At 70.4% G+C, this 19,446-nt stretch carries 17 protein-coding genes; 10 read left to right on the top strand and 7 right to left on the bottom strand.

What is annotated here, in order from left to right:
• The first annotated feature begins 24 nt into the window (after nucleotides 1-24).
• Entirely contained in the window at nucleotides 25-1,509 is a 1,485-nt protein-coding gene (locus tag PBN85_RS17395; protein ID WP_271301030.1) for a tryptophan halogenase family protein, read from the top strand.
• 9 nt (nucleotides 1,510-1,518) lie between these two features.
• Here the strand turns inward: PBN85_RS17395 and PBN85_RS17390 are convergent, their stop codons facing one another.
• On the bottom strand, nucleotides 1,519-2,985 hold the full coding sequence (locus PBN85_RS17390) for an aminotransferase class I/II-fold pyridoxal phosphate-dependent enzyme (protein ID WP_271301029.1): 1,467 nt from the start codon (nucleotides 2,983-2,985) through the stop codon (nucleotides 1,519-1,521).
• A gap of 270 nt (nucleotides 2,986-3,255) precedes the next feature.
• Between PBN85_RS17390 and PBN85_RS17385 the strand changes: the two genes are divergently transcribed.
• Nucleotides 3,256-3,750, top strand: a complete 495-nt coding sequence (locus PBN85_RS17385) for a nucleoside deaminase (protein WP_271301028.1) — start codon at nucleotides 3,256-3,258, stop codon at nucleotides 3,748-3,750.
• Between the two features lie 54 nt (nucleotides 3,751-3,804).
• On the opposite strand, the gene PBN85_RS17380 is transcribed toward PBN85_RS17385, so the two are convergent.
• The 3 genes from PBN85_RS17380 to PBN85_RS17370 form a co-directional block, all read right to left on the bottom strand.
• A complete protein-coding gene (locus PBN85_RS17380; RefSeq protein WP_271301027.1) occupies nucleotides 3,805-4,320 on the bottom strand; it encodes a hypothetical protein in 516 nt (171 codons plus the stop codon).
• Nucleotides 4,317-4,556, bottom strand: coding sequence for a helix-turn-helix transcriptional regulator (locus tag PBN85_RS17375; protein ID WP_037533809.1), 240 nt, complete (start codon nucleotides 4,554-4,556; stop codon nucleotides 4,317-4,319). Before PBN85_RS17375 ends, PBN85_RS17380 begins: the two co-directional genes overlap by 4 nt.
• 388 nt (nucleotides 4,557-4,944) lie before the next feature.
• On the bottom strand, nucleotides 4,945-6,810 hold the full coding sequence (locus PBN85_RS17370; protein WP_271301026.1) for a methyl-accepting chemotaxis protein: 1,866 nt from the start codon (nucleotides 6,808-6,810) through the stop codon (nucleotides 4,945-4,947).
• 473 nt (nucleotides 6,811-7,283) lie between these two features.
• Between PBN85_RS17370 and PBN85_RS17365 the strand changes: the two genes are divergently transcribed.
• The 3 genes from PBN85_RS17365 (at nucleotide 7,284) to PBN85_RS17355 (ending at nucleotide 10,866) form a co-directional block, all read left to right on the top strand.
• Nucleotides 7,284-7,829: a hypothetical protein gene (locus PBN85_RS17365; RefSeq protein WP_271301025.1), complete on the top strand. Its 546-nt coding sequence runs from the start codon at nucleotides 7,284-7,286 to the stop codon at nucleotides 7,827-7,829.
• Nucleotides 7,830-7,878: 49 nt separating this feature from the next.
• A complete protein-coding gene (locus PBN85_RS17360; protein ID WP_271301024.1) occupies nucleotides 7,879-8,478 on the top strand; it encodes a TonB-dependent receptor plug domain-containing protein in 600 nt (199 codons plus the stop codon).
• A 465-nt stretch (nucleotides 8,479-8,943) separates the two neighbouring features.
• Nucleotides 8,944-10,866 (top strand): TonB-dependent receptor domain-containing protein, encoded by a 1,923-nt coding sequence (locus PBN85_RS17355; RefSeq protein ID WP_271301023.1) that lies wholly within the window; start codon nucleotides 8,944-8,946, stop codon nucleotides 10,864-10,866.
• Here PBN85_RS17355 and PBN85_RS17350 read toward each other — a convergent pair.
• Nucleotides 10,764-11,588: a 23S rRNA (adenine(2030)-N(6))-methyltransferase RlmJ gene (locus tag PBN85_RS17350; RefSeq protein ID WP_271301022.1), complete on the bottom strand. Its 825-nt coding sequence runs from the start codon at nucleotides 11,586-11,588 to the stop codon at nucleotides 10,764-10,766. The two genes, PBN85_RS17355 and PBN85_RS17350, sit on opposite strands and share 103 nt — an antisense overlap.
• A 275-nt stretch (nucleotides 11,589-11,863) precedes the next feature.
• Here PBN85_RS17350 and PBN85_RS17345 point away from each other — a divergent pair, with 275 nt between their 5' ends.
• A complete protein-coding gene (locus PBN85_RS17345) occupies nucleotides 11,864-11,998 on the top strand; it encodes a hypothetical protein (protein ID WP_271301021.1) in 135 nt (44 codons plus the stop codon).
• Nucleotides 11,999-12,008: 10 nt separating this feature from the next.
• Here PBN85_RS17345 and PBN85_RS17340 read toward each other — a convergent pair whose 3' ends face one another.
• Nucleotides 12,009-12,542, bottom strand: coding sequence for a hypothetical protein (locus PBN85_RS17340; RefSeq protein ID WP_271301020.1), 534 nt, complete (start codon nucleotides 12,540-12,542; stop codon nucleotides 12,009-12,011).
• 98 nt (nucleotides 12,543-12,640) lie between these two features.
• The gene (locus PBN85_RS17335) at nucleotides 12,641-12,922 is read right to left on the bottom strand and encodes a hypothetical protein (RefSeq protein WP_271301019.1); all 282 of its coding nucleotides are present in this window, start codon (nucleotides 12,920-12,922) and stop codon (nucleotides 12,641-12,643) included.
• A gap of 181 nt (nucleotides 12,923-13,103) precedes the next feature.
• Between PBN85_RS17335 and PBN85_RS17330 the strand changes: the two genes are divergently transcribed.
• From PBN85_RS17330 to PBN85_RS17315, 4 genes are all read left to right on the top strand, one after another.
• Nucleotides 13,104-14,312, top strand: coding sequence for a hypothetical protein (locus PBN85_RS17330; RefSeq protein ID WP_271301018.1), 1,209 nt, complete (start codon nucleotides 13,104-13,106; stop codon nucleotides 14,310-14,312).
• A 66-nt stretch (nucleotides 14,313-14,378) separates the two neighbouring features.
• Nucleotides 14,379-16,229 carry a cation:proton antiporter gene (locus PBN85_RS17325; RefSeq protein WP_271301017.1) on the top strand — a complete coding sequence of 617 codons (1,851 nt, stop codon included), beginning with the start codon at nucleotides 14,379-14,381 and terminating at the stop codon, nucleotides 16,227-16,229.
• A gap of 84 nt (nucleotides 16,230-16,313) precedes the next feature.
• A complete protein-coding gene (locus PBN85_RS17320; protein ID WP_271301016.1) occupies nucleotides 16,314-16,826 on the top strand; it encodes a GAF domain-containing protein in 513 nt (170 codons plus the stop codon).
• Nucleotides 16,823-18,871, top strand: a complete 2,049-nt coding sequence (locus tag PBN85_RS17315) for a putative bifunctional diguanylate cyclase/phosphodiesterase (RefSeq protein ID WP_271301015.1) — start codon at nucleotides 16,823-16,825, stop codon at nucleotides 18,869-18,871. Before PBN85_RS17320 ends, PBN85_RS17315 begins: the two co-directional genes overlap by 4 nt.
• Nucleotides 18,872-19,446 lie beyond the last annotated feature (575 nt).

Here is a 19,446-nt window from a genome sequence, read left to right as displayed (position 1 = left end):
CGAGAGGTGGATTAGGCTGAGGTCATGACCGCACCGCGCATCCGCCGCATCGTGATCCTGGGCGGCGGCACCGCCGGCTGGATGACCGCCGCGGCGCTGTCGCGCGCGCTCGCCCGGCAGGACGTGACGATCACCCTGGTCGAATCCGAGGCGATCGGCACGATCGGCGTCGGCGAGGCGACGATCCCGACCATCCACTGGTTCAACCAGATCATCGGCCTCGACGAGGCGCGGTTCATGGCCGAGACCAAGGCGACGGTGAAGCTCGGCATCGAGTTCGTCGGCTGGACCGGCGCGGGCAGCCGCTATTTCCATCCCTTCGGCACGTTCGGCCCGGCGGGCGACGGCGCGATGTTCCTCCACCGCCTGATCCGCGGCCGCGCCGAGGGCGATACCGCCGCGACCGAAGCCTATTCGCTCACCGCGCAGATCGCCCGCGCCGGCCGCTTCGCGCGGCCCGTCGCCGACCGCCGCTCGCTGTTGTCGACCCTGGGCTATGCCTATCATTTCGACGCCGGCCTCTATGCGCGTCACCTGCGCGGCCTCGCCGAGCGCGGCGGCACGCAGCGGATCGCCGGGACGGTCGCGCAGGTCACCCGCCATGGCGACAGCGGCTTCGTCGAGGCGCTGACGCTCGACGACGGGCGGGTCGTCGCCGGCGACCTGTTCATCGACTGTTCGGGGCTGCGCGCGCTGCTGATCGGCGAGACGCTCGGCGTCGGCTATGACGACTGGTCGCACTGGCTGCCCTGCGACCGCGCCTGGGCGGCACCGAGCGCGCCCGAGCCGCGGCCCACCCCCTTCACCCGCGCCTCCGCGGCGGAGGCGGGCTGGCGCTGGCGCATCCCGCTCCAGCATCGCGTCGGCAACGGCTATGTCTTCGCCAGCCGCTTCCAGGACGAGGAGGCGGCGCGCGCCTCGCTGCTCGCCGGGATGGACGGGCCGGCGACCGCCGAGCCGCGGCTGATCCGCTTCACGCCGGGGCTTCGCCGGCAGGCGTGGCGCGGCAATGTCGTCGCGATCGGCCTCGCCTCGGGCTTTCTCGAACCGCTCGAATCGACCAGCATCCATCTCATCCAGAGCGGCATCGCCAAATTGCTGTCGCTCTTCCCCGCCGCCGATTGTTCGCCGCTGCTGGCGCGGCAGTTCAACCGCGTCTTCGCGCAGGACATGCACGATATCCGCGACTTCCTCATCCTCCATTATCGCGCGACGCAGGGCCGCACCGAGCCGATGTGGCGCGAACGCCAGACGATGGCGATCCCCGACACGCTCGCCGAGCGGCTCGACCATTTCCGCAGCTCGGGCCGGATCGTGCTGACGAGCGACGAACTGTTCCGCGAGGCGAGCTGGTTCGCCGTGCTCGACGGCCAGGGCGAGCGCGCCGGCGACTATAATCCGCTGATCGGCGCGCAGAGCCGCGACGACACTCTCGCCGGCCTCGCCGCCGTGCGCGCCGAGATCGCGCGGACCGCCGCGACGCTGCCGCCGATCGGCGCCGGCCGCTAGCGCCCGCGCTCAGCCGGTTGCGACGACGCGCAGCCGGCGCTGGTTCGGATCGATCGGGTCGAGGAAGAAGGCGCCCGCGTCGCGCTGCGCGACGAGCCAGGCGACATGCGCCGGCTCGATCCGCTGACCCGGCACCAGCCGCGGCACGCCGGGCGGCGCGGGCGCGATCATCTCCGCCGCCACCCGCCCGGCCGCCGCCTCGATCGGCACCAGCTCGGTCGCGCCGAAGAAGGCCGCGGCGGGATCGTCCTGCATCGTCACCGACAGCGTGCCGATCGCGGGCAGCTGCGCCGGCGCCGGCGGCAGGCCGCTGGTCCCGGCCGCGATCTGCCTGGCGGCGTCGCGCAGGCCCTTGACCAGCGCGCGGACGTCGCGCGCCGTCGTGCCGAGCGACAGCACCGCGAGCAGATGCCGCGCATCGGACAGGCCGACGCTGACCCGATGCCGCGCCACCAGCCAGTCGTCGAGCGCATAGCCGGTGACGCCCCAGGCGGAGACGTCGATCAGCACCTTGGTCGCATCCAGCGCGCTGTCGATCGGCACGTCGGCATCGGTGAAGACGCGCAGCCCGTCGATCGCGGCGAGCTGCGCGCGCAGCCGGTCGGCGAGCGCGAGGACCGGCGTCCACAGCGCCTCGCCGTTGGTGGCATGCTCGCGGCGCACCGCATCGAGGCTGGCGAGGATCGGCACCGACGGGCTGGTCGTCTCGAACAGCTCATAGGCGAGCCACAGCCGCTGGAGATCGACGATCCCGCCCTTGGCGAGCAGCGCCGACCCCTGCGTCAGCGCGCCCATCGTCTTGTGCAGGCTATAGACGGCGATATCCGCGCCCTTGGTCAGCGGATCGTCCGGCAGCGCCTCGCAAAAGGCGAAGGCGCCGCCCCAGGCGGCATCGCAGATCAGCGGGATGCCACGCCCGTGGCACAGATCGGCGAGCGCCGCGATATCGCTGGTCACGCCATAATAGGTCGGCGAGACGACGACGACCGCCTTGGCCGCCGGATGATCGTCGAGCGCCCGGCGCAGATCGGCGGCCGTGACGCCATGTTCGATATCCCATCGCGGATCGATCAGGACGGGGACGATCTCCGCATCGAGCCCGGCCGCGAGCGCATGCGCCCGCTCGGCCTTGTGGACGTTGGCGGCGAACAGCACGGTGTCGCCGGGCCGCGCGATCGCGGCGAGCGCGGTATGCAGGCTCTGCGTCGAGCCGCCGGTGACGAAGCGGCAGAAATCCGCCTGCCACGCCTCCGCGGCGAGCTCGTGCGCGCGTTGCAGGACGTGTGCGCCCTCGGTCCGGTCGTCGAGCCCCTTCGGCGTGATGACATCCGCCGCGAACAGCCGGGCACCGAGCAGCGCCTTCGCCTCCTTCGGCACGGCGACGCCCTGATGATGGCCGGGCGCGCCGAAGCCGTGGATGGGATGTCGCTCGAGCTGCTTCAGCGCCTCGAGCAAGGGGGCCTGCTGCTGATCCATCGTCGCATATCCGCTAGAGCCGCGGCGCATCGCTGGCGGTGGGTGTGGAGGTCAGCGCCCGGGGAGGTTTCGATGCGGGTGCAACGCGCGATTCCGCCGATCAGCCACATAGGATATTGATCTATTGCAGCTTTTTCTGGTTGAGCCGGATCAAGACGCATCGCCGTTGGCGGAACGCCGGCCGCGACGCCTCGTTCTCCCGCCGTGCCGGTCGCGGCCCGCTCGCGTCGCCGCGGCGCGGCGCGGCGGCCATGCCATCCGGGGAGCGCCATGATCAGCCAAGAGGACGAAGCCTGGATGCGCGAGGCGATCGCGGTCGCCCGCTCCAAGGGCTCGCACCCGTCGACCTCGCCGCTCGGCTGCGTGATCGTGCGCGACGGCGTGGTGATCGCGGCGGAGCGCAACCAGACGCACGAACTGCCCGACGCCACCGCGCATGCCGAGATGATGGCGATCCGCCGCGCCTGCGAAGGCATCGGCGATCTCGAGCTGCGCGGCGCGACGCTCTACTCGACGTTGCAGCCGTGCGGCATGTGCACGATGGCGTCGATCTGGTCGAAGGTCAGCCGCGTCGTCTACGGCGCCGGCCGCGACGACGTCCATCCGATGTATTTCGAGGCGCGGCACGTCGACACCCTGTCCTTCATCGCCGACGCCTATCGCGACGACATTACGATTGAGGGCGGCTGCCTCGCCGCGGACTGCGCGACGCTCTATTACGGCCCCGACGCCGACCTGCCGGAGGCGGAACAGGCGAATCTGTAAGGCGTGGCCGATTGGCGGCGGGGGGCCGATCGGCGTCCCCCCGTCGTGCCGTCACTAGCAGCGCTCATCCTCGTCGGCGAGCGGTCGCGTGTGCCAGCTTGCGTGAAGCGTCGGTACGGCACCGAAGAGCGCCATCATGTAGAAAGCGAATGAGATCAGTTCCTGCTGGGCGACTGCAGCCGACCAGATCTGCATCGCCATGAGGCTGACGGTGAGCCATATGCCGACGAACCCCGCCAGAGCCACGGTCGTCAATCCGACCAGAAGGGAGTCGCGCCGCTGCTGGCGCTCGAATTCGTCCGCCCGTTCGCTGAAACGGCGCAGTGGGCCCCAGATCGGCATGAGATTGGCAATGGAGAAGCCGACGATGATGAGCACCGAGCCGATCCAGTAGCTGTGCGCCGGATTTGTGACGCACCAGATCAATCCTCCACTCGCCAGGACCAGCGCCACCACGGGCGGCCAGCGCAGATGCCGCTTGCGCTGCGTGCCCGCCGCCATGGCCGGCACGCCGGTCCACATCACCGACCGATCGAGCCAGGCCAGGAAACGGTGCTGCCGGTCGCTCATTGTTCGACTCCCATTCGCCGGAGGCTGGTGCCTATTGCTTCGAACGGGGTGAGCGAAAAGATCAGCTCCACGGGAACGTGGAACACCGCGGCGACCTTGAGCGCCAATTCGAGGCTCGGCTTATAGTCGCCGCGCTCGAGATAGCCGATCGTCTGGGGATTGACGTCCACGGCCTGGGCAAGCTGCCGGCGCGACAGCCCATGTTCGGCACGGAAGACGGCGATCCTGTTGTACATCGGTACGCTCGTACCCCTGACCACCCGGATCGTTGTGTTTACACAACGGGTTGGCGGCAGAGTCAATCGCTTATCAGTCTGTGTCATCGAAGAGAAAGCGCTGGCGAACGCCGCTGCGGGTTAGCGCACGATGGGGGAAGGGGGCGGGTCCGGGCGGAAGTGGAGCGTTCGGTCCGGATGGTGGCTTGACGCCCACTCCCGACGTGGCGGCGTCTGATGCGCTCGGATGCGCTCGCCCGTCTGGCACCACCGCTTCGGCTTCGCTCCTCAGCGCGCGCGCCCCGAGCCGGAGCGCGGCCGCCCGCAGCGTCCGTCGTCACGCGCCCGCCGCCGTTCCGCCGCTATCAGCGACCACCCCGAGCGACCCGCCCTGCCGACCCGCCGCACCTCACATCCGTTCGAATTCCGCATCCTCGGGATCGGCGTCGCCGACGGTGAGGTCGAGCGCGAAGCCGCGGACCTGCGGCGTGTTCGCCTTCTGGCCCGGCTGCGGCGTCAGCAGCCGGGCGGTGCGGACGCCGCGCAGCGCCGGCGGCTGCGGTGCGGCGGGCGGCGTCGGCCGCGGTGCGGCGCGCGGCGTCGCCACCGCGGGCCGCGGCCGGGCGGCATCCGCGCCGGCGCCGGACGCCGCATTGGACGCCGCGGCGGTGGTGCGGAAGAAGGCGATGCCGCGCTGCAGGGCGAGCGCCTGATCGGCGAGCGTCGCGGCGGTCGTGCCGATCGCCTCCGACGCGGCGGCATTCTGCTGCGTCACCGCGTCGAGCTGCTGGATCGCCTCGCTGACCTGACCGGCGCCGACATCCTGTTCGCGACAGGCGGCGCTGATCTCGGCGATCAGTTCGGCGGTGCGGCGGATCTCGGGCACCAGTCGCGTCAGCATCGTCCCCGCCTCGGCCGCCGCGCCGACCGTATCGCCCGACACCGCCGAGATGTCCGCCGCGGCGGCCTGGCTGCGTTCGGCGAGCTTGCGCACCTCCGCGGCGACGACGGCGAAGCCCCGGCCGTGATCGCCCGCGCGCGCCGCCTCGACCGCGGCGTTGAGCGCGAGCAGATCGGTCTGCCGCGCCAGTTCCTGGACGAAGCCGATCTTGTCGGTGATCGTGCGCATCGCGGTGACGGCATGGCTCACCGCCGCGCCGCTGCGCTCCGCCGCCTCGACCGACTGGCGCGCGATCGTCTCGGTGGTGCGCGCATTGTCGGCATTCTGTTTGATGTTGGCGGCCATCTCCTCCATCGCGGCGGAGGCCTGTTCGGCGGCCGCGGCCTGTTCGGTGACGCCCTGGCTCATCTGATCGGCGGAGGACGCCAGATGCTGGCCGACCGCGGCGACCTGTTGCGCGGTGCCGTGCGTGCCGCCGACGACGGTGTTGAGCCGCTGCACCATCAGCGCGAGCGACTGGCCGAGTTCGCTGCCGAGGCCGCCGTAATCGCGTTCGAGCGTCGCCGACAGATCGCCCGCGGCGATCGCGGCGATCACCCGCGACACGTCGCGGAACGCCGCCTCGACCGCCTGCGCGCTGCCCTGCATCCGGCCGACCTCGTCGCGGCGCGCGACCGCGACGGGGGTGACGAGCGTGCCGAGCTGGTCGGCGACCGCGCGCACCGGATCGGCGATCGTCCGGCTCATGCCGACCGCCGCGGCGATCGCGATCAGGATGACGAGGATCAAGCAGATCATCCGCACCCGCACGATGGTGGTCATCGCCGCCGTCTGCTCGGCCCGGCGCATCACCTGCAGCCGGTTCTCCTCGGCCTGGATGGCGTCGAATTCGGCGTTAAGCCGGTCCATCAGCGCACGGCCCGGGCTTTGCAGCGTGATCCGCCGCACCGCATCGATCGTCTGCCCGTCGGCCATCCGGCCGATCGCGGGCTCGACGACATGATCGTGCCAGTCGTCGGCGAGCCGCCGGACCTGGTCGAGCCGCGCCTCCTGCCGCGGATTGTCCGCCAGCAGCCGGCGCGCCTCGTCCAGCGCGGCGGCAAAGTCGCGCCCGCGCTGCCGGTAGGTGTCGAGGAACGACGCGTCGCCCGCCAGCAGATAGCCGCGGAAGGCGGATTGCTGGCTGACGATCTCCCCGCTCACCCGACCGAGCGTGACCAGCACCGCGTCGCTGTGGACGTTATGCGCGATCGACGCCTTGACCACGTTGGACCGGCCATAGATCACGACCTCGGTGCCGATCACGACCGCGAGCAGGATCGCGAAACAGACGATCAGCTTCCTGGCGATCGACAGATTGGTGAACGCGGTCACGCGCCTGCCCCCGTCACCGGGGCGTGCCTGCGCGGTGCGCCGGGGCGCATGGTAGCGGTATCCTGACGACCGACCCCGGCCCTCGCCATGCCCCCGATACCGCTCGTCGTCCGCATGCCGTCTGCCTTCCGCCAATCACCTGCGCTCATTGTAGCGGCGTCACGCCGCATCCGGGCGCTGCCGGCGATATGCGGCGGAAGCGGGATTGGTCGGCATGGCACCGCCAACCGGTCCGCAGCGATCCCACGATCGACAGCCCGTGCTGCATGCAAGTCCTTGGCAAGACGGACGCCGCCTCTCCGAAGACGACGACAAGTGTCTGATCCATTTGAAGAAGCGCGACCCATGTAACCATTTTATGGCCATTGCGCGATGTGGTCCGAACTTTCTCTATGATCTCCCCATACAGGTGGCGGAGCCGATCCGACGACGCGTCATCGCACAGCCCGGCAACGACCGGCGGGAGGGGACGGATGGATCAACTGCAATCACCGGTGCCGAACGAGGCGGATCCGGTCGCCGCACCGGGCGACTCCGCGGCGCCCTCGCGCCGGCAATTGGTCGTCGACGGCCTCAGCTTGCTGTCCGCAGCGTCGATCGGTGCGATGCTGGCGGGATGTGGTGAGCGCAATGCGCCGGACAGCAGCGATGCCACCGCGACGGCCCATGCCGCCGCAGCCGAGCCGGCGATCAGCGCGGCGACCGCTGCGGTCGCCCCCGTGCTGCCGCTGCTGCCCCAGCCGGGCGACGCTTTCCAACGGTTGATGGCCTATGCGCCGGACCGCGACGGCGATGCGGTCTATGTCCGCTCGACCGTGCCGCTTGCCCCACGGATCGCCTCGTGGCGGTACGACATCGTCCGCCACACCGACGACGGCCGCCGCGACTGGATCGGGCGGATCGACGGCAGCGCCTTCTACAGCCCGACCGCGCTGCCGGCGGGGACCGGCGCGGCGACCATCGCGGTGCAGCCGATCGGCTTCGGCCAGCGCGGCGCGCCGGTGCGCATCCAGGTCTGACCCGCCGCACGGCAGTCCGAGCACACAATCAACACAGAGGGGGACGGACATGAAGACGACGCCATGGTGGACGGTGCTGGCGGGCGCATCGACGCTCGCGCCGGCGACGGCGGTGGCGCAGCAGCCAGCGGCGGGCGCGGCGACGCCGGCGCCGGACGACGGCGAGACGCACGACATCGTCGTCACCGGCATCCGCGCCAGCCTCGCCTCGGCACTGTCGGCCAAGCGGCGGGCCGCCAACGTCATCGACAGCATCTCCGCCGAGGATGCCGGCAAATTCCCGGAGACCAACATCGCCGAATCGCTGCAACGCGTACCCGGGGTACAGGTGGTGCGCGACTCCGGCCTCGGCCTCGGCCAGCAGATCGCGGCGCGCGGACCCGGCCCGGACTTCACCAACGTGCTGCTCAACGGCCGCACCCTGCCCTCGGACACCGGCGGATGGCGGCGGCCGCGGACGCAGCTTCAACTTCGACGTGCTGCCCGCCGACATGATCGCGCGGATCGACGTCAACAAGACGATGCTGCCCGGCCTGACAGAAGGCGGCATCGGCGCCACCGTCGACATCCTGACGCCGCGCCCGCTGACCATCGGCAAGACCTATGGCGCGCTGTCGGTCAGCGGCATGCTCGCCGAGCGCGTCCATAACGTCCGCCCCAATGTCAGCGGCCTCTATGCCTGGGTCAATCCGGCGCAGACGTTCGGCATGCTCGTCGCCGGCTCCTACGTCGACATGCGCGCCTCGGGCGATTACGCGCGCATCAGCCAGTGGGACGATGCCGACTTCAACGTCATCCGCGGCTCCGCCACCGCGCCGGTGGCGACGACCGAGCGGCTCGCGGGACCGCGCCAGGCGAGCTACGGCACCTATGGCGGCGGCACCAAGCGGACGTTCGGCAGCATCGCGATCCAGTACAAGCCCGCGGCGTCGCTGACGCTCAGCGTCGACGGCTTCTACACGCGGCTCGACCAGCGGATCGACGATTCGATCGTCAACCTCGTCTTCGGCAATACGATCATCGACCCGGTCGTCGACCGGCAGGGCATCGTCACTGCCGGCACCTATCCGGGTCAGGCGTTCCTGCGGTCGCCGCGGTGCTTGCCGGGCGAACGGTGGCGCAGCCGCAGAACCTGTCGGTGATCCGCGCGCGCGACCGGCTCGCCGAAAGCTATGACGTCGGCGTCAATGCGCTGTGGCGGCCCGCCGCGACGATCACCGTCACCGCCGATCTGTCGCGCGGCCGCGCCAAGGGCGACAAGCGCTTCGATCCCTATGTGCTGATCGGCAATTACGCCGCCAACGACGTCAGCTATGCGCTCGCCCACGCCAGTCCGCAGATCGCGACCAGCGACACGATGTTCACCGACCCCGCCCGGATCCGCTTCGGCTATGCGGGCAATTGGGGCCAGACGGTCGACGACAGGCTGACCGAGGCGCAGCTCGTCGGCCGCTGGCACCATGGTACGAGCGGGCTGACCGGGATCAGCCTCGGCGCCGATTACCAGGACCGCAGCAAGGGGCAGGATAACGTCAGTTCGCGGTCCGATCCCTATGACACGCTGACCTTCCCGGTCGATCCGGCGCTGCTGCGGCCGATGACGCTGGGGCGCGACTTCCTGCGCGGCGCGGTGCAGCCGCCGAGCCGCCAGTTCTTCGGTTACGATCCGCGCACGCTGATCGCCTGGATGTCGCGCCCCGACCAGCTCAACCGCCGCGGCCAGTATAGCGCCAGCTATCTGCCGACGACGGGTGCCGATAGCACCACGCGCTGTACCGGCAATTGCACGCTGATCCAGTCCGATCTGCAGATCCCCGGTGGCCCGCTCGCGCTCGTCTTCGATCCCGGCGCGAGCTTCTCGACGCGCGAACGCGTCGCAGCGGGCTTCGTCGACCCGACGCTGGCGCACGGGGCCTTGTCGGGCGATGTCGGCGTGCGGATCGTTCATGTCGACACGGTGTCGCACGGCTATGGATCGACGGTGAGCGCGATCACGCTGCCGCCGGGCGGCACACAATACGTGTTCAGCTATACGCCCGCCGGTCCGCAGGCGCAGGATGCGCATTACACCGCCGTGCTGCCCTCGGCCAATGCCGCGCTGGACCTCACCGACGACCTGATGCTGCGCGGCGCGATCGGCCGCGCGCTGACCCGCGCGGATCTCAACGATCTGCGCTATGGCCAATATTGGGGCAGGGAGCCGGGGCGGCTGACGCTTGGCCTTGGCAATCCGGCGCTGAAACCCCAGTTCGCGACCCATTACGACCTGTCGCTCGAATGGTATCTGTCGAAGGTCAGCTACCTCTCGGTCGCCGGCTTCCGCAAAGAGCTCACCAACCTCTTCCAGTCGCATACCATCGCGGCGAGCCTGCCGATCGCGCCCGAGCGCGTCTTCATCACCCAGACGGTGAACCAGTCGCGCGGGCGCGTCGACGGCGTGGAGGTGACGGCGCAATATACGCTCGACGCGCGGTTCGGCTGGCTGTCCGGCTTCGGCGAGTGCCAATTACACGCATGTCCGGCCGCGTCTGCTCGATCAGCCGGGCGCCTGCGGCTTCACCCGCATCTCGCCCGATGCGTACAATGCCAGCGGCTTCTACGACAATGGCCGGCTCGAGGCGCGCGTGTCGTACAATTGGCGTTCGCGCTGGACGATGGCGTGCGACTGGGGCGGCCCCGGCGTCGACCAGATCCACGCCGCCTACGGCCAGGTCGACGTCGCGCTGCGCTACAATTCCAACCCGACGTTGCAGCTGTTCGCCGACATCACCAACCTGACCGACGCCGACAGCCTGATCTATGGCGGCGTGGAATCGCGCTTCATCAACCGCAACCTGACCTATCGCCGCGTCAACGCCGGCGCGCGGCTGCGCTTCTGACGACACGCCCCGCCGCGGGTGCGCCGCGGCGGGGCGCTGGGCGCGGGGAATGCGCTCACCCCAGCCATTCCGCGGTGAGCGTGCCGTCGTGCCCGTCCGGCGCGAGCGCCGCGCGCAGTGCCGCGAGCAGCGGCGGCAGCGGCTGGGTGAAGGCATAGGGCGGGTTGACGATGAACAGCCCCGCGCCGTTGTAGAGGCCGGGCTGTTCCGCGTCGTACAGCCAGTGCGCGACGTGCAGCAGCTTGGGAAGGCCGAGCCGGCGCAGCTGCGCCGTCCAGCGCGCATGCGTCGCGCGGTCCTTGAGCGGAAACCAGATCATCGTCACGCCATGCGCCCATTTGCGCTGCGCCGCGGCGAGCGTCGCGGTGATCCGCTCGCGCTCGTCGGTCTGCTCATAGGGCGGATCGACCACCACCAGGCCGCGCGGCGTGCGCGTCGGCAGCATCGCCAGCCAGAATTCGTAGGCGTCGCGCCGGTGCACCGCCGCGATGTCGCGCATCACGCGGCGCAGCGTCTCGGCGTCCTCGGGATGTTTCTCGTTGAGGATCAGCACGTCCTGCGGTCGCAGCAGCTGCGCGAGCAGCCTTGGCGAACCGGGATAGAAGCGCGGCTCGGCCGTGTCGTTCACCGCCTGGACGACGGCGCGATACGCGTCGAGCAACGGGTCCGCCGCGGCGAGCGCGCGCAGCACGCCCTGCGTTGCCTCGCCGGTGCGCTGCGCCGCGTCGCCGGCGAGATCGTACAGGCCGCAGCCGGCATGGGTGTCGATCAGCGTCAGCGCCCCCGGCTTGAGCTGCAGCGCGCGGACCAGCGCGATCAGCAGGCTGTGCTTGACGACATCGGCGCTGTTGCCGGCGTGGAAGGAATGACGATAATTCACGGCGACCCGATATCCTCCACCTCTGTCGTGCCGCCGGGGGCGCAGCGGCCGAAAGGATCGTTGCCCGTAGAAAGTCGCGCGGCCGGCTTCAACGCCCTTGCGCCGCCAGCGGGCGCGCGGCGCCGGGCGCCGGCGTCACGCAGGAATTCGATGACAGCCATCGCGACTCTGCGTTGGACCGGACCGGCCCGATGCGGGTAGGACCCGGGGATGCCGACGGGAAGACGGGCGCCGCAGCGGCGCTGGTCCCGGCGGGCGAGTGGAAAGACGACGACATGGCTTTGGTTCTGATCACGAGCGGCGTCATCGGTGCGCTGGGGCTGGCGTCCAAGTCGAACACGCGCGCGGCGCGCGAACATGTCTTCAACTACGGCAAGGACTGGCGCGACCAGTCGCGCGCCGGCGAGTGAGCCGCGGCGGCTAGCGGGTCGCCAGCCAGCCGAGCAGCGCGAGCATCAGCAGCGCCCGCCAGCCGCCCTCCGCGCGCAGCAGATAGGCGACGCCGACGATGCCGGCACCGGCCAGCGCGCCGGCCATCGCGCGTCCGTCGGCGATGCGGCGCAGCACGACCAGGCCGCCCAGCAACGTCCCCGCGGCGTTGGCGATGATCCACAGATACGACCAGCCCGCGCCGATCGCGCCCCAGAGCGGCAGCTTGATCGTCGCGAAGCCGCGCATCCGGCCGGGAAACAGATCGGCGACGAGATGGCAGCCGATCCCGAAGCCGAGCCCCGCGGCGATCCCCCAGGTCCGCTGATCGAGCAGCGCCAGCGCCGGGGGCAGGATGCCGTGCAGCAGCGCGCTGCGGTGCCCGAGCCGCAGGCGGCTGTCGAGATCCGGCAGGGTGATCCCCGCCGCGGTCGCGGTGACGACGATCGCGACCAGCCAGCCCGGCCCGTTGCCGCCGACGAAGGCCAGAAGGATCGCGATCAGGAGGAACATCAACGCTGCCATCGGCGCGCGCTACCCGTCCCGTACCCCTTTTGTCCATCATCCGTATCGGCTTTGGTCCGGAGCGCCGCCGGTCGCACGCGCCGGAGAGGCGCGCGTGGTCAGTCCTGCGGCAGGTCGGTCAGCCGGCGTTCGACGCCGTTCCAGAATCGGGTCAGCCGGTCGAGCGCATGCTGGCGGATCCGCTCGATCTCGGCGTGGCTCATCGTCTGGACGCCGGTCGGCCGGAGACTGCCGAAGTCCCGCAACATATGCTGCGCGGTGGCGTGGCAGGCGGCGACCGGATCGGGGTCACCGGCGAGCAGCAGCGCATAGAGGTTTTCGAGCACGAACCCCTGGGCTGCCAGCGTCCCGGCCACGGCTTCGGCGAATTCGTCGTTCAAGGGGCCTCTCCGTCTGCCGCTCCTTGCCTGTAGCCCCCTCGCCCGCATCGTTAAAGCGCCAGCAACCATTTGCCGCAATCCGCCGTCGCGCCGGCGGGGTGGCGCAAATCCGCCCCCCTGACTTGACCGGTGTGTTACGCGAATATAACACATGCAGGCCATCAGTGGGAGGATGCAGCCGGTGACGATCCCGTCCGGCCCGGCGCAGGAGGACGCGGTACCAGTCGGTCTGGACGCGGCGCGCGCCACGCTGCGGGTCGATGCGGCGGGGCTGCACGGCGCGGGGGCGGCGATCCTGGCCGAGGCGATTAGCAGCGCGCGCTACGTGCTGATCGGCGAGGATCATCTGTCGCGTGAGATCCCCGCCTTCACCCTCGGCATCTGTCGGCTGATGGTGCCGGACGGCCTCGACGCGCTTGCGGTCGAGATCGGGCCGGAAGCGGCGCGGCTGGTCGACGCCCATTTGCGGCGCGGCGATCGCCTCGCGCGTCTCGCTGCCGTCCTCACCGCGCATCCCGATGCCTTCGCCTTCCAGAATGGCCGCGACGAAAGCGATATGGCCGCCGCCTGCGCCGCGCTCGCCGGGCCGGACTTTCAGCTCTGGGGCCTCGACCAGGAGTTTCTCGGCGCGCCGGGCTATCTGTTCGAGCAGATGCGCGCCGCACGGCCGGGGCCGATCGCGCGCGCGGCGATCGCGCGGCTCGCCGCTGCCGACCGTGCCGCGACGCGCCGGGCGGTCGCGAGCGGCGCGGCCGGTGACCTGTTCCTCTATCATGTCGACGACCGGCAACTCGCCGAGACCGATGCGGCGATCCTCCACGACGGGGGCGCGCACGTCGCGGCGCTGTTCGACGCGCTGTGCGAGACGCGTGCCATCTACCTGAGGCAGGAAGAGGACGGCCGCGCCTCCAATTTCCGGCGTGCGCGGCTGATGCAGCGGACGCTGCTCCGCTATCTCGCCGCCCGGCCGCGGCCGCCCCGGCTGCTGTTCAAATTCGGCGCCGTCCATATGGGCAAGGGCATCAATGCGCTCGGGCAACGCGACCTCGGCGATTTCGTCGCCGAACACGCCAGGGAAGAGGGCGTCGGTGCGCTCCATATCGCCGTCTATGGCGCGCGCGGCGTCCGCGCGCTCTACGGGGGCGTCGGCCGGCAGGTCCGCCACCAGCCTTTCGTGCTGACCGACGATGCCGATTACGCATGGCTGGCGCCGGCGCTGCCCTCCGCTGCCGACACCCGGACAGGCGACTGGACGCTGATCGACCTGCGGCGCCTGCGCACGACCGCCTCCCCGCTGCCAAGCCCGGCGTGGCGTGACGCGGTCCACCGCTATGACCTCGTCGTCGTCGCGCCGGAGCTGACGCCATCGTCGCTGATCGGCACGCTATAGCGCAACGTTCCTCGCCGTCGCAGCTTGTGCATGTCGGGCGGCGACCTTCCGCCCCGGGGGACGGTTGTGGAACAGACCATTTTGCTGCTCGTCGTCGGCATCGCCGTCGCCGGCGTGTTCGGCCAGTGGCTCGGCTGGAAGCTGAGCGTGCCGGCGATCATCCCGCTGCTGGTGATCGGCGCGCTGCTCGGGCCGGTCGGCGGCATCATCCGGCCGTCCGCCGCGCTCGGCGAGGTGATGCGGCCGGCGATCGGCATGGCGGTGGCGATCATCGTCTTCGAAGGCGGGCTCAACCTCAACCTGCGCGAGCTGCGCTCGGCGGGATCGGGGATCGTCCGCCTCGTCGCGGTGGCGCTGCCGCTCAACTGGCTGATGGGGACGCTCGCCGGTCACTGGGTCGCCGGCCTGTCATGGCCGGTGGCGATCCTCGTCGGCGCGATCCTCGTCGTCACCGGACCGACGGTGATCATGCCGCTGCTCCGCCAGGCGCGGCTCGAACCGCGCGCCGCGGCCTTCCTGCGCTGGGAGGCGATCGTCAACGATCCGATCGGCGCGACGCTGACGCTGCTCGTGCTGAGCTATCTCACTCTGTCGACGACGATGAGCGGCAGCGCGGCGATCCTCCATCTCGCCTGGCATACCGCGCTCGGCGCGGGACTCGCCGCGGCGCTCGGGCTGGTCGTGCCGTTCGGCATCCGTACGCTGTTCGCGCGCGACCTCGCACCCGAATATCTCAAGACGCCGATCCTGCTCGCCGGCGCGCTCGGCGTCTATGCGGCGGGCGAGGCAATCCAGCCGGAGACCGGCCTCGTCGGCGCGACGCTGTTCGGCGTCGTCCTCGCCAACATCGACGTCACCGGCCTCCAGGAGCTGCGCCGGTTCAAGGAATCGCTCACCGTCTTCCTCGTCTCCGGCCTGTTCATCCTGCTCACCGCCAATATCGATCCGGCGACGATCGCGATGCTGAGCTGGCCGATCGCGATGACGACGCTGGTCATCCTGTTCGTCGTGCGGCCGCTGGCGATCTGGCTGGCGACGATCGGCGCGAAGGCGAGCTGGCGCGAGCGGCTGCTGGTCGGCTGGATCGGGCCGCGCGGCGTCGTCGCCGCGGCGATCGCCGGCGTCGCGGGCGAACGGCTCGCCGAGGCGGGCTATCCCGACGCGCGGCTCGTCCTGCCCCTGGTCTTCGCGGTGATCGCCTCGACGGTACTGCTCCACGGCCTGTCGCTGGCGCCGCTCGCCCGGCGGTTGCAGCTCGCCAGCGGCGGGCGCGGCGGGCTGCTGATCGTCGGCGCGTCGCGCTGGACGGTGCGGCTCGGCGAGGCGCTGCACGGCGCCGGCGTGCCGGTCATCCTCGTCGACCGGTCGGCGCTGGCGCTCAAGGCGGCGCGGCTCGCCGGGCTCAGCACCCTGCGCGTCGAGATCCTGTCGGTGATCGGCGAGGAGGTGGTCGACCTGCGCGACGTCGAACAGATGCTCGCCGCGACCCCGGACGATGCCTATAACGCGCTGGTCTGCACGCGCTTCGCCCCCGAACTCGGGCGCGAGCGCGTCCATCAGCTCGCCACCGAGGGCGCCGGCACGCGGCACGAGGCGGCGCGCGACTGGCGCGGCAAGATCGTCATCGGCGAGGACATGACCTTCCAGCGGCTCGCCGACCTGATGGAGGCGGGCGCGTCGCTGGTCGTCGAACCCTATCGCGATGCCCCCTCCCCGGCCGCCGCGGCCGACGAGGGCTGGCCGGTCGCGCTCGTCCGGCAGGGCGGCGAGCTGGCGTTTCTCGGCGCCGAACATGCGACGACGCCGGGCGACGGCGACCTCGTCGTGCGGCTCTACCCGGCGCTGCTCGCCCCCGCCGTCGCGGCGAAACGCGGACGCTGGCGCCGGCTGCTGATGCGCCGGCCCACGCCCGCCTGACGAAGACGATCGCTACAGCCCTGACATTCTTCCTTAATCCTTCTGAGGGATGAAGGGCGGAAACGTATACGGTGACAGGGTCGCATGCTGCTCAATCTCTGGCGGGAACGCAAACGCGCACAGGCGGTCCGCGAACTCGACATCCTCGGCTCGGAGCGCGAACCGGCGTTCGACCGGTTCGTCGCCGCCGCCGCGCGCGCGTTCGACGCGCCGATCGCGCTGATGTCGCTGATCCATGACGACCAGCAATGGTTCAAGGCCGGCCACGGCCTCGTCATCGACTGTATCCCGCGCGACAGCGGCTTCTGCAGCTTCACGCTCGACCGCCCCGACGTGTTCGAGACGCACGATCCCGAACAAGATCCGCGCTTCGCCCACCTGCCGGTGGTCACCGGCGAACCGCATGTCCGTTACTATATCGGCGCGCCGCTGCGCCGGGTGAGCGGCATCGACGTCGGCGCGCTCTGCGTGCTCGACACCAAGCGCCGCGCGCCCGCCTCGGCCGACCAGAAGGCCTATCTGGTCGGTCTCGCCCGCCAGGCGTCGACCGCGATGGAAAACCGGCTCGACCTGCTGCGCCGCGGAGCGGCGGCATGATCCGCGTCGCTCTGTGCATCGGGCAGGAGCATGACCTGCGCCTCGTCCTGCTCGCGCTGCTGATCTGCGTGATCGGCTCGGCCGCGACGGTGCAGCTGTTCCACCGGATCACCGCCAGCGTCGGCTACAGCCGCTTCGGCTGGATCGTGCTGGCGGCGGTCGGCACCGGGACGATGGTCTGGGCGACGCATTTCGTCGCGATGATGGCGTTCCGCGCCTCCGCCCCGGTGGTGCTCGATCCGCTGCTGACGCTCGCCTCGCTGCTCGCCGTGATCGCGCTCGCGATCCCCGGGCTGGCGATCGCGGCGCGGCGCCGGCGCTGGGCGGGCGCCGCGGGCGGCGCGATGATCGGCGCCGGCGTGTCGACGATGCATTATGTCGGCATGGCCGCCTATCGCGTCGACGGCATCGTCACCTGGGACTGGCGCTATGTCGCCGCCTCGGTCGTGCTGTCGAGCGGCATCGCCGCCGCGGCGTTCCAGGTGCTCAACGGGCGTCGGTCCGGGCGCAACGCCACCGCGGTCGGCCTGCTCGCGCTGGCGGTCGCCGCGCTGCATTTCACCGGCATGGCGGCGATGCACATCGCGGTGCTGCGGCTCGGCGCCGGCCTGTCCGACCTGACGATGGTCGCGCTCGCGGTCACCACCACCGTCGCCACCGGCATCATCGTCGGCTGCGCCGCGATCAGCGCGCTGCTCGACGGCCATACCCAGACCGAGGCCTATCGCCGGCTGCGCCGGATGGCGATGCACGACGGCCTCACCGATCTGCCCAATCGCACCAGCTTCATCGAAGAGCTCGAACGCCGCTTCCGGATCCGGGACGGCTATCCGTGCATGGCGGTGATCATGATGGACCTGTCGCGCTTCAAGGTCGTCAACGACACCTATGGCCATCAGGCCGGCGACCAGTTGCTCGTCGCGCTGGCGGCGCGGATGGCGGCGATGCTCCAGCCCGGCGAATGTATCGCGCGACTGGGCGGCGACGAATTCGCCGCGGTCGTCTCCTATCATACGCCCGATGCGCTGCACGACTTCCTCGCCCGGCTGCAGGGCTGTACCGCGACCTTCGACTTCGACCGGTTCAGCGCCGCGATCGGCGCCAATATCGGCGTCGCGCTGGCGGTGCACGACGGGTTCGACGCCGATGCGATGCTCGCCAAGGCGGACCTCGCCATGTATCGCGCCAAGTCGGCGCATTCGAACGAACCGTGTTTCTACGACAGCCAGATGGACGATGCGGTGCGCGAGCGGCGCGAGCTGATCGCCGACCTGCGCACCGCGATCGACGCCTCGGCGTTCGAACTCCATTATCAGGTCCAGGCGACGATCCCGTCGGGGGAGATCGCCGGCTATGAGGCGCTGGTCCGCTGGCATCACCCGGTCCGTGGCATGGTGCCGCCGAGCGAGTTCATACCGCTCGCGGAGAAGAGCGGCGATATCGTCCCGCTCAGCATCTGGATCCTGCGCCAGGCGTGTTTCGAGGCGGCGCTGTGGCCCAACCGGCACAAGGTCGCGGTCAATCTGTCGCCGATCCACCTCGCCGACCCGCGGCTGATCGAGACGGTGTCGTCGGCGCTGGCGGACAGCGGCCTGCCGCCCGAGCGGCTGTCGCTCGAACTCACCGAAAGCGCGATCATCCACGATCGCCGCTTCGCGCTCGAACAGCTCGCCCGGCTGAAGGCGATGGGCATCGCCATCGCGCTCGACGATTTCGGCGTCGGCTATTCGTCGCTCGACGTGCTGCGCGCCTTTCCGTTCGACCGGATCAAGCTCGACGCCTCGTTCGTCGCCGAGATCGAGACGAGCGAACAGGCGGTGTCGATCCTGCGCTCGGTCGCGGCGCTCGGCACGACGCTCAACATGCCGGTGCTCGCCGAAGGGGTGGAGCAGCCCGCGCAACTGTCGATCGTCGCGCGCGAGGGCTGCGGCGCGATCCAGGGCTATCTGATCGGCAAGCCGTCGCGGACGCTCGCCGATGCCGAGCAGGTCCGCCGGATCATGGCGCTCAAGCCGCAGATCGTTTCCGACGCCGACGTCGCCTGACGCGGGAGCGGCGCGGGAAGGGCGCGGGAAGCCATTCGGTTTGGTCCGGCCGCGTGTCGGCCGGATGAGATCAACATCCGTCCGACCTATCGAACTGTTCCAGCGCAGGCGGGAGCCCGATGCTCTTGCCGGCGTCGATGCTCTGCTTGGCCAGGGGATTCCCGCCTGCGCGAGACCTTTGCGACAGTTTCGAAACCGCCCCGGCGCAGGCCGGGGCCCAGTTGGGAGGCCGTTGTAACCAACTGCAGGGCTTCACCAACTGGACCCCGGCCGGCGCCGGGGTGGTACGTAAGCAGGTCAGGTTGCTACTTTCGCAGAGGTCTCGCCTGCGCGGGAATATCGGTGCCGGCTGACACGACGCTGGTCGCCCGCTGAATGGGGGTGGATCGAGCCTGCATCATGCCGGCTCGTGCGGCATCCGCTCGACAAAGCAGATCCGGTATCCCCGTGCGGCCCCCGAACCACCCGGCATCGTGCCGGATACGCTTCAACATCGGAGGCTTCCGCAAAACCGCTTGCCCGATTGAATCTCGTCGTGACATACAGCGGCCGTCAAGCTTCAAACCGCTGATCGG

The organism is Sphingomonas sp. CV7422 (assembly GCF_027945725.1).
Lineage (GTDB): Bacteria > Pseudomonadota > Alphaproteobacteria > Sphingomonadales > Sphingomonadaceae > Sphingomonas > Sphingomonas kyungheensis.
This window is presented reverse-complemented; position numbering and strand designations above follow the sequence as displayed.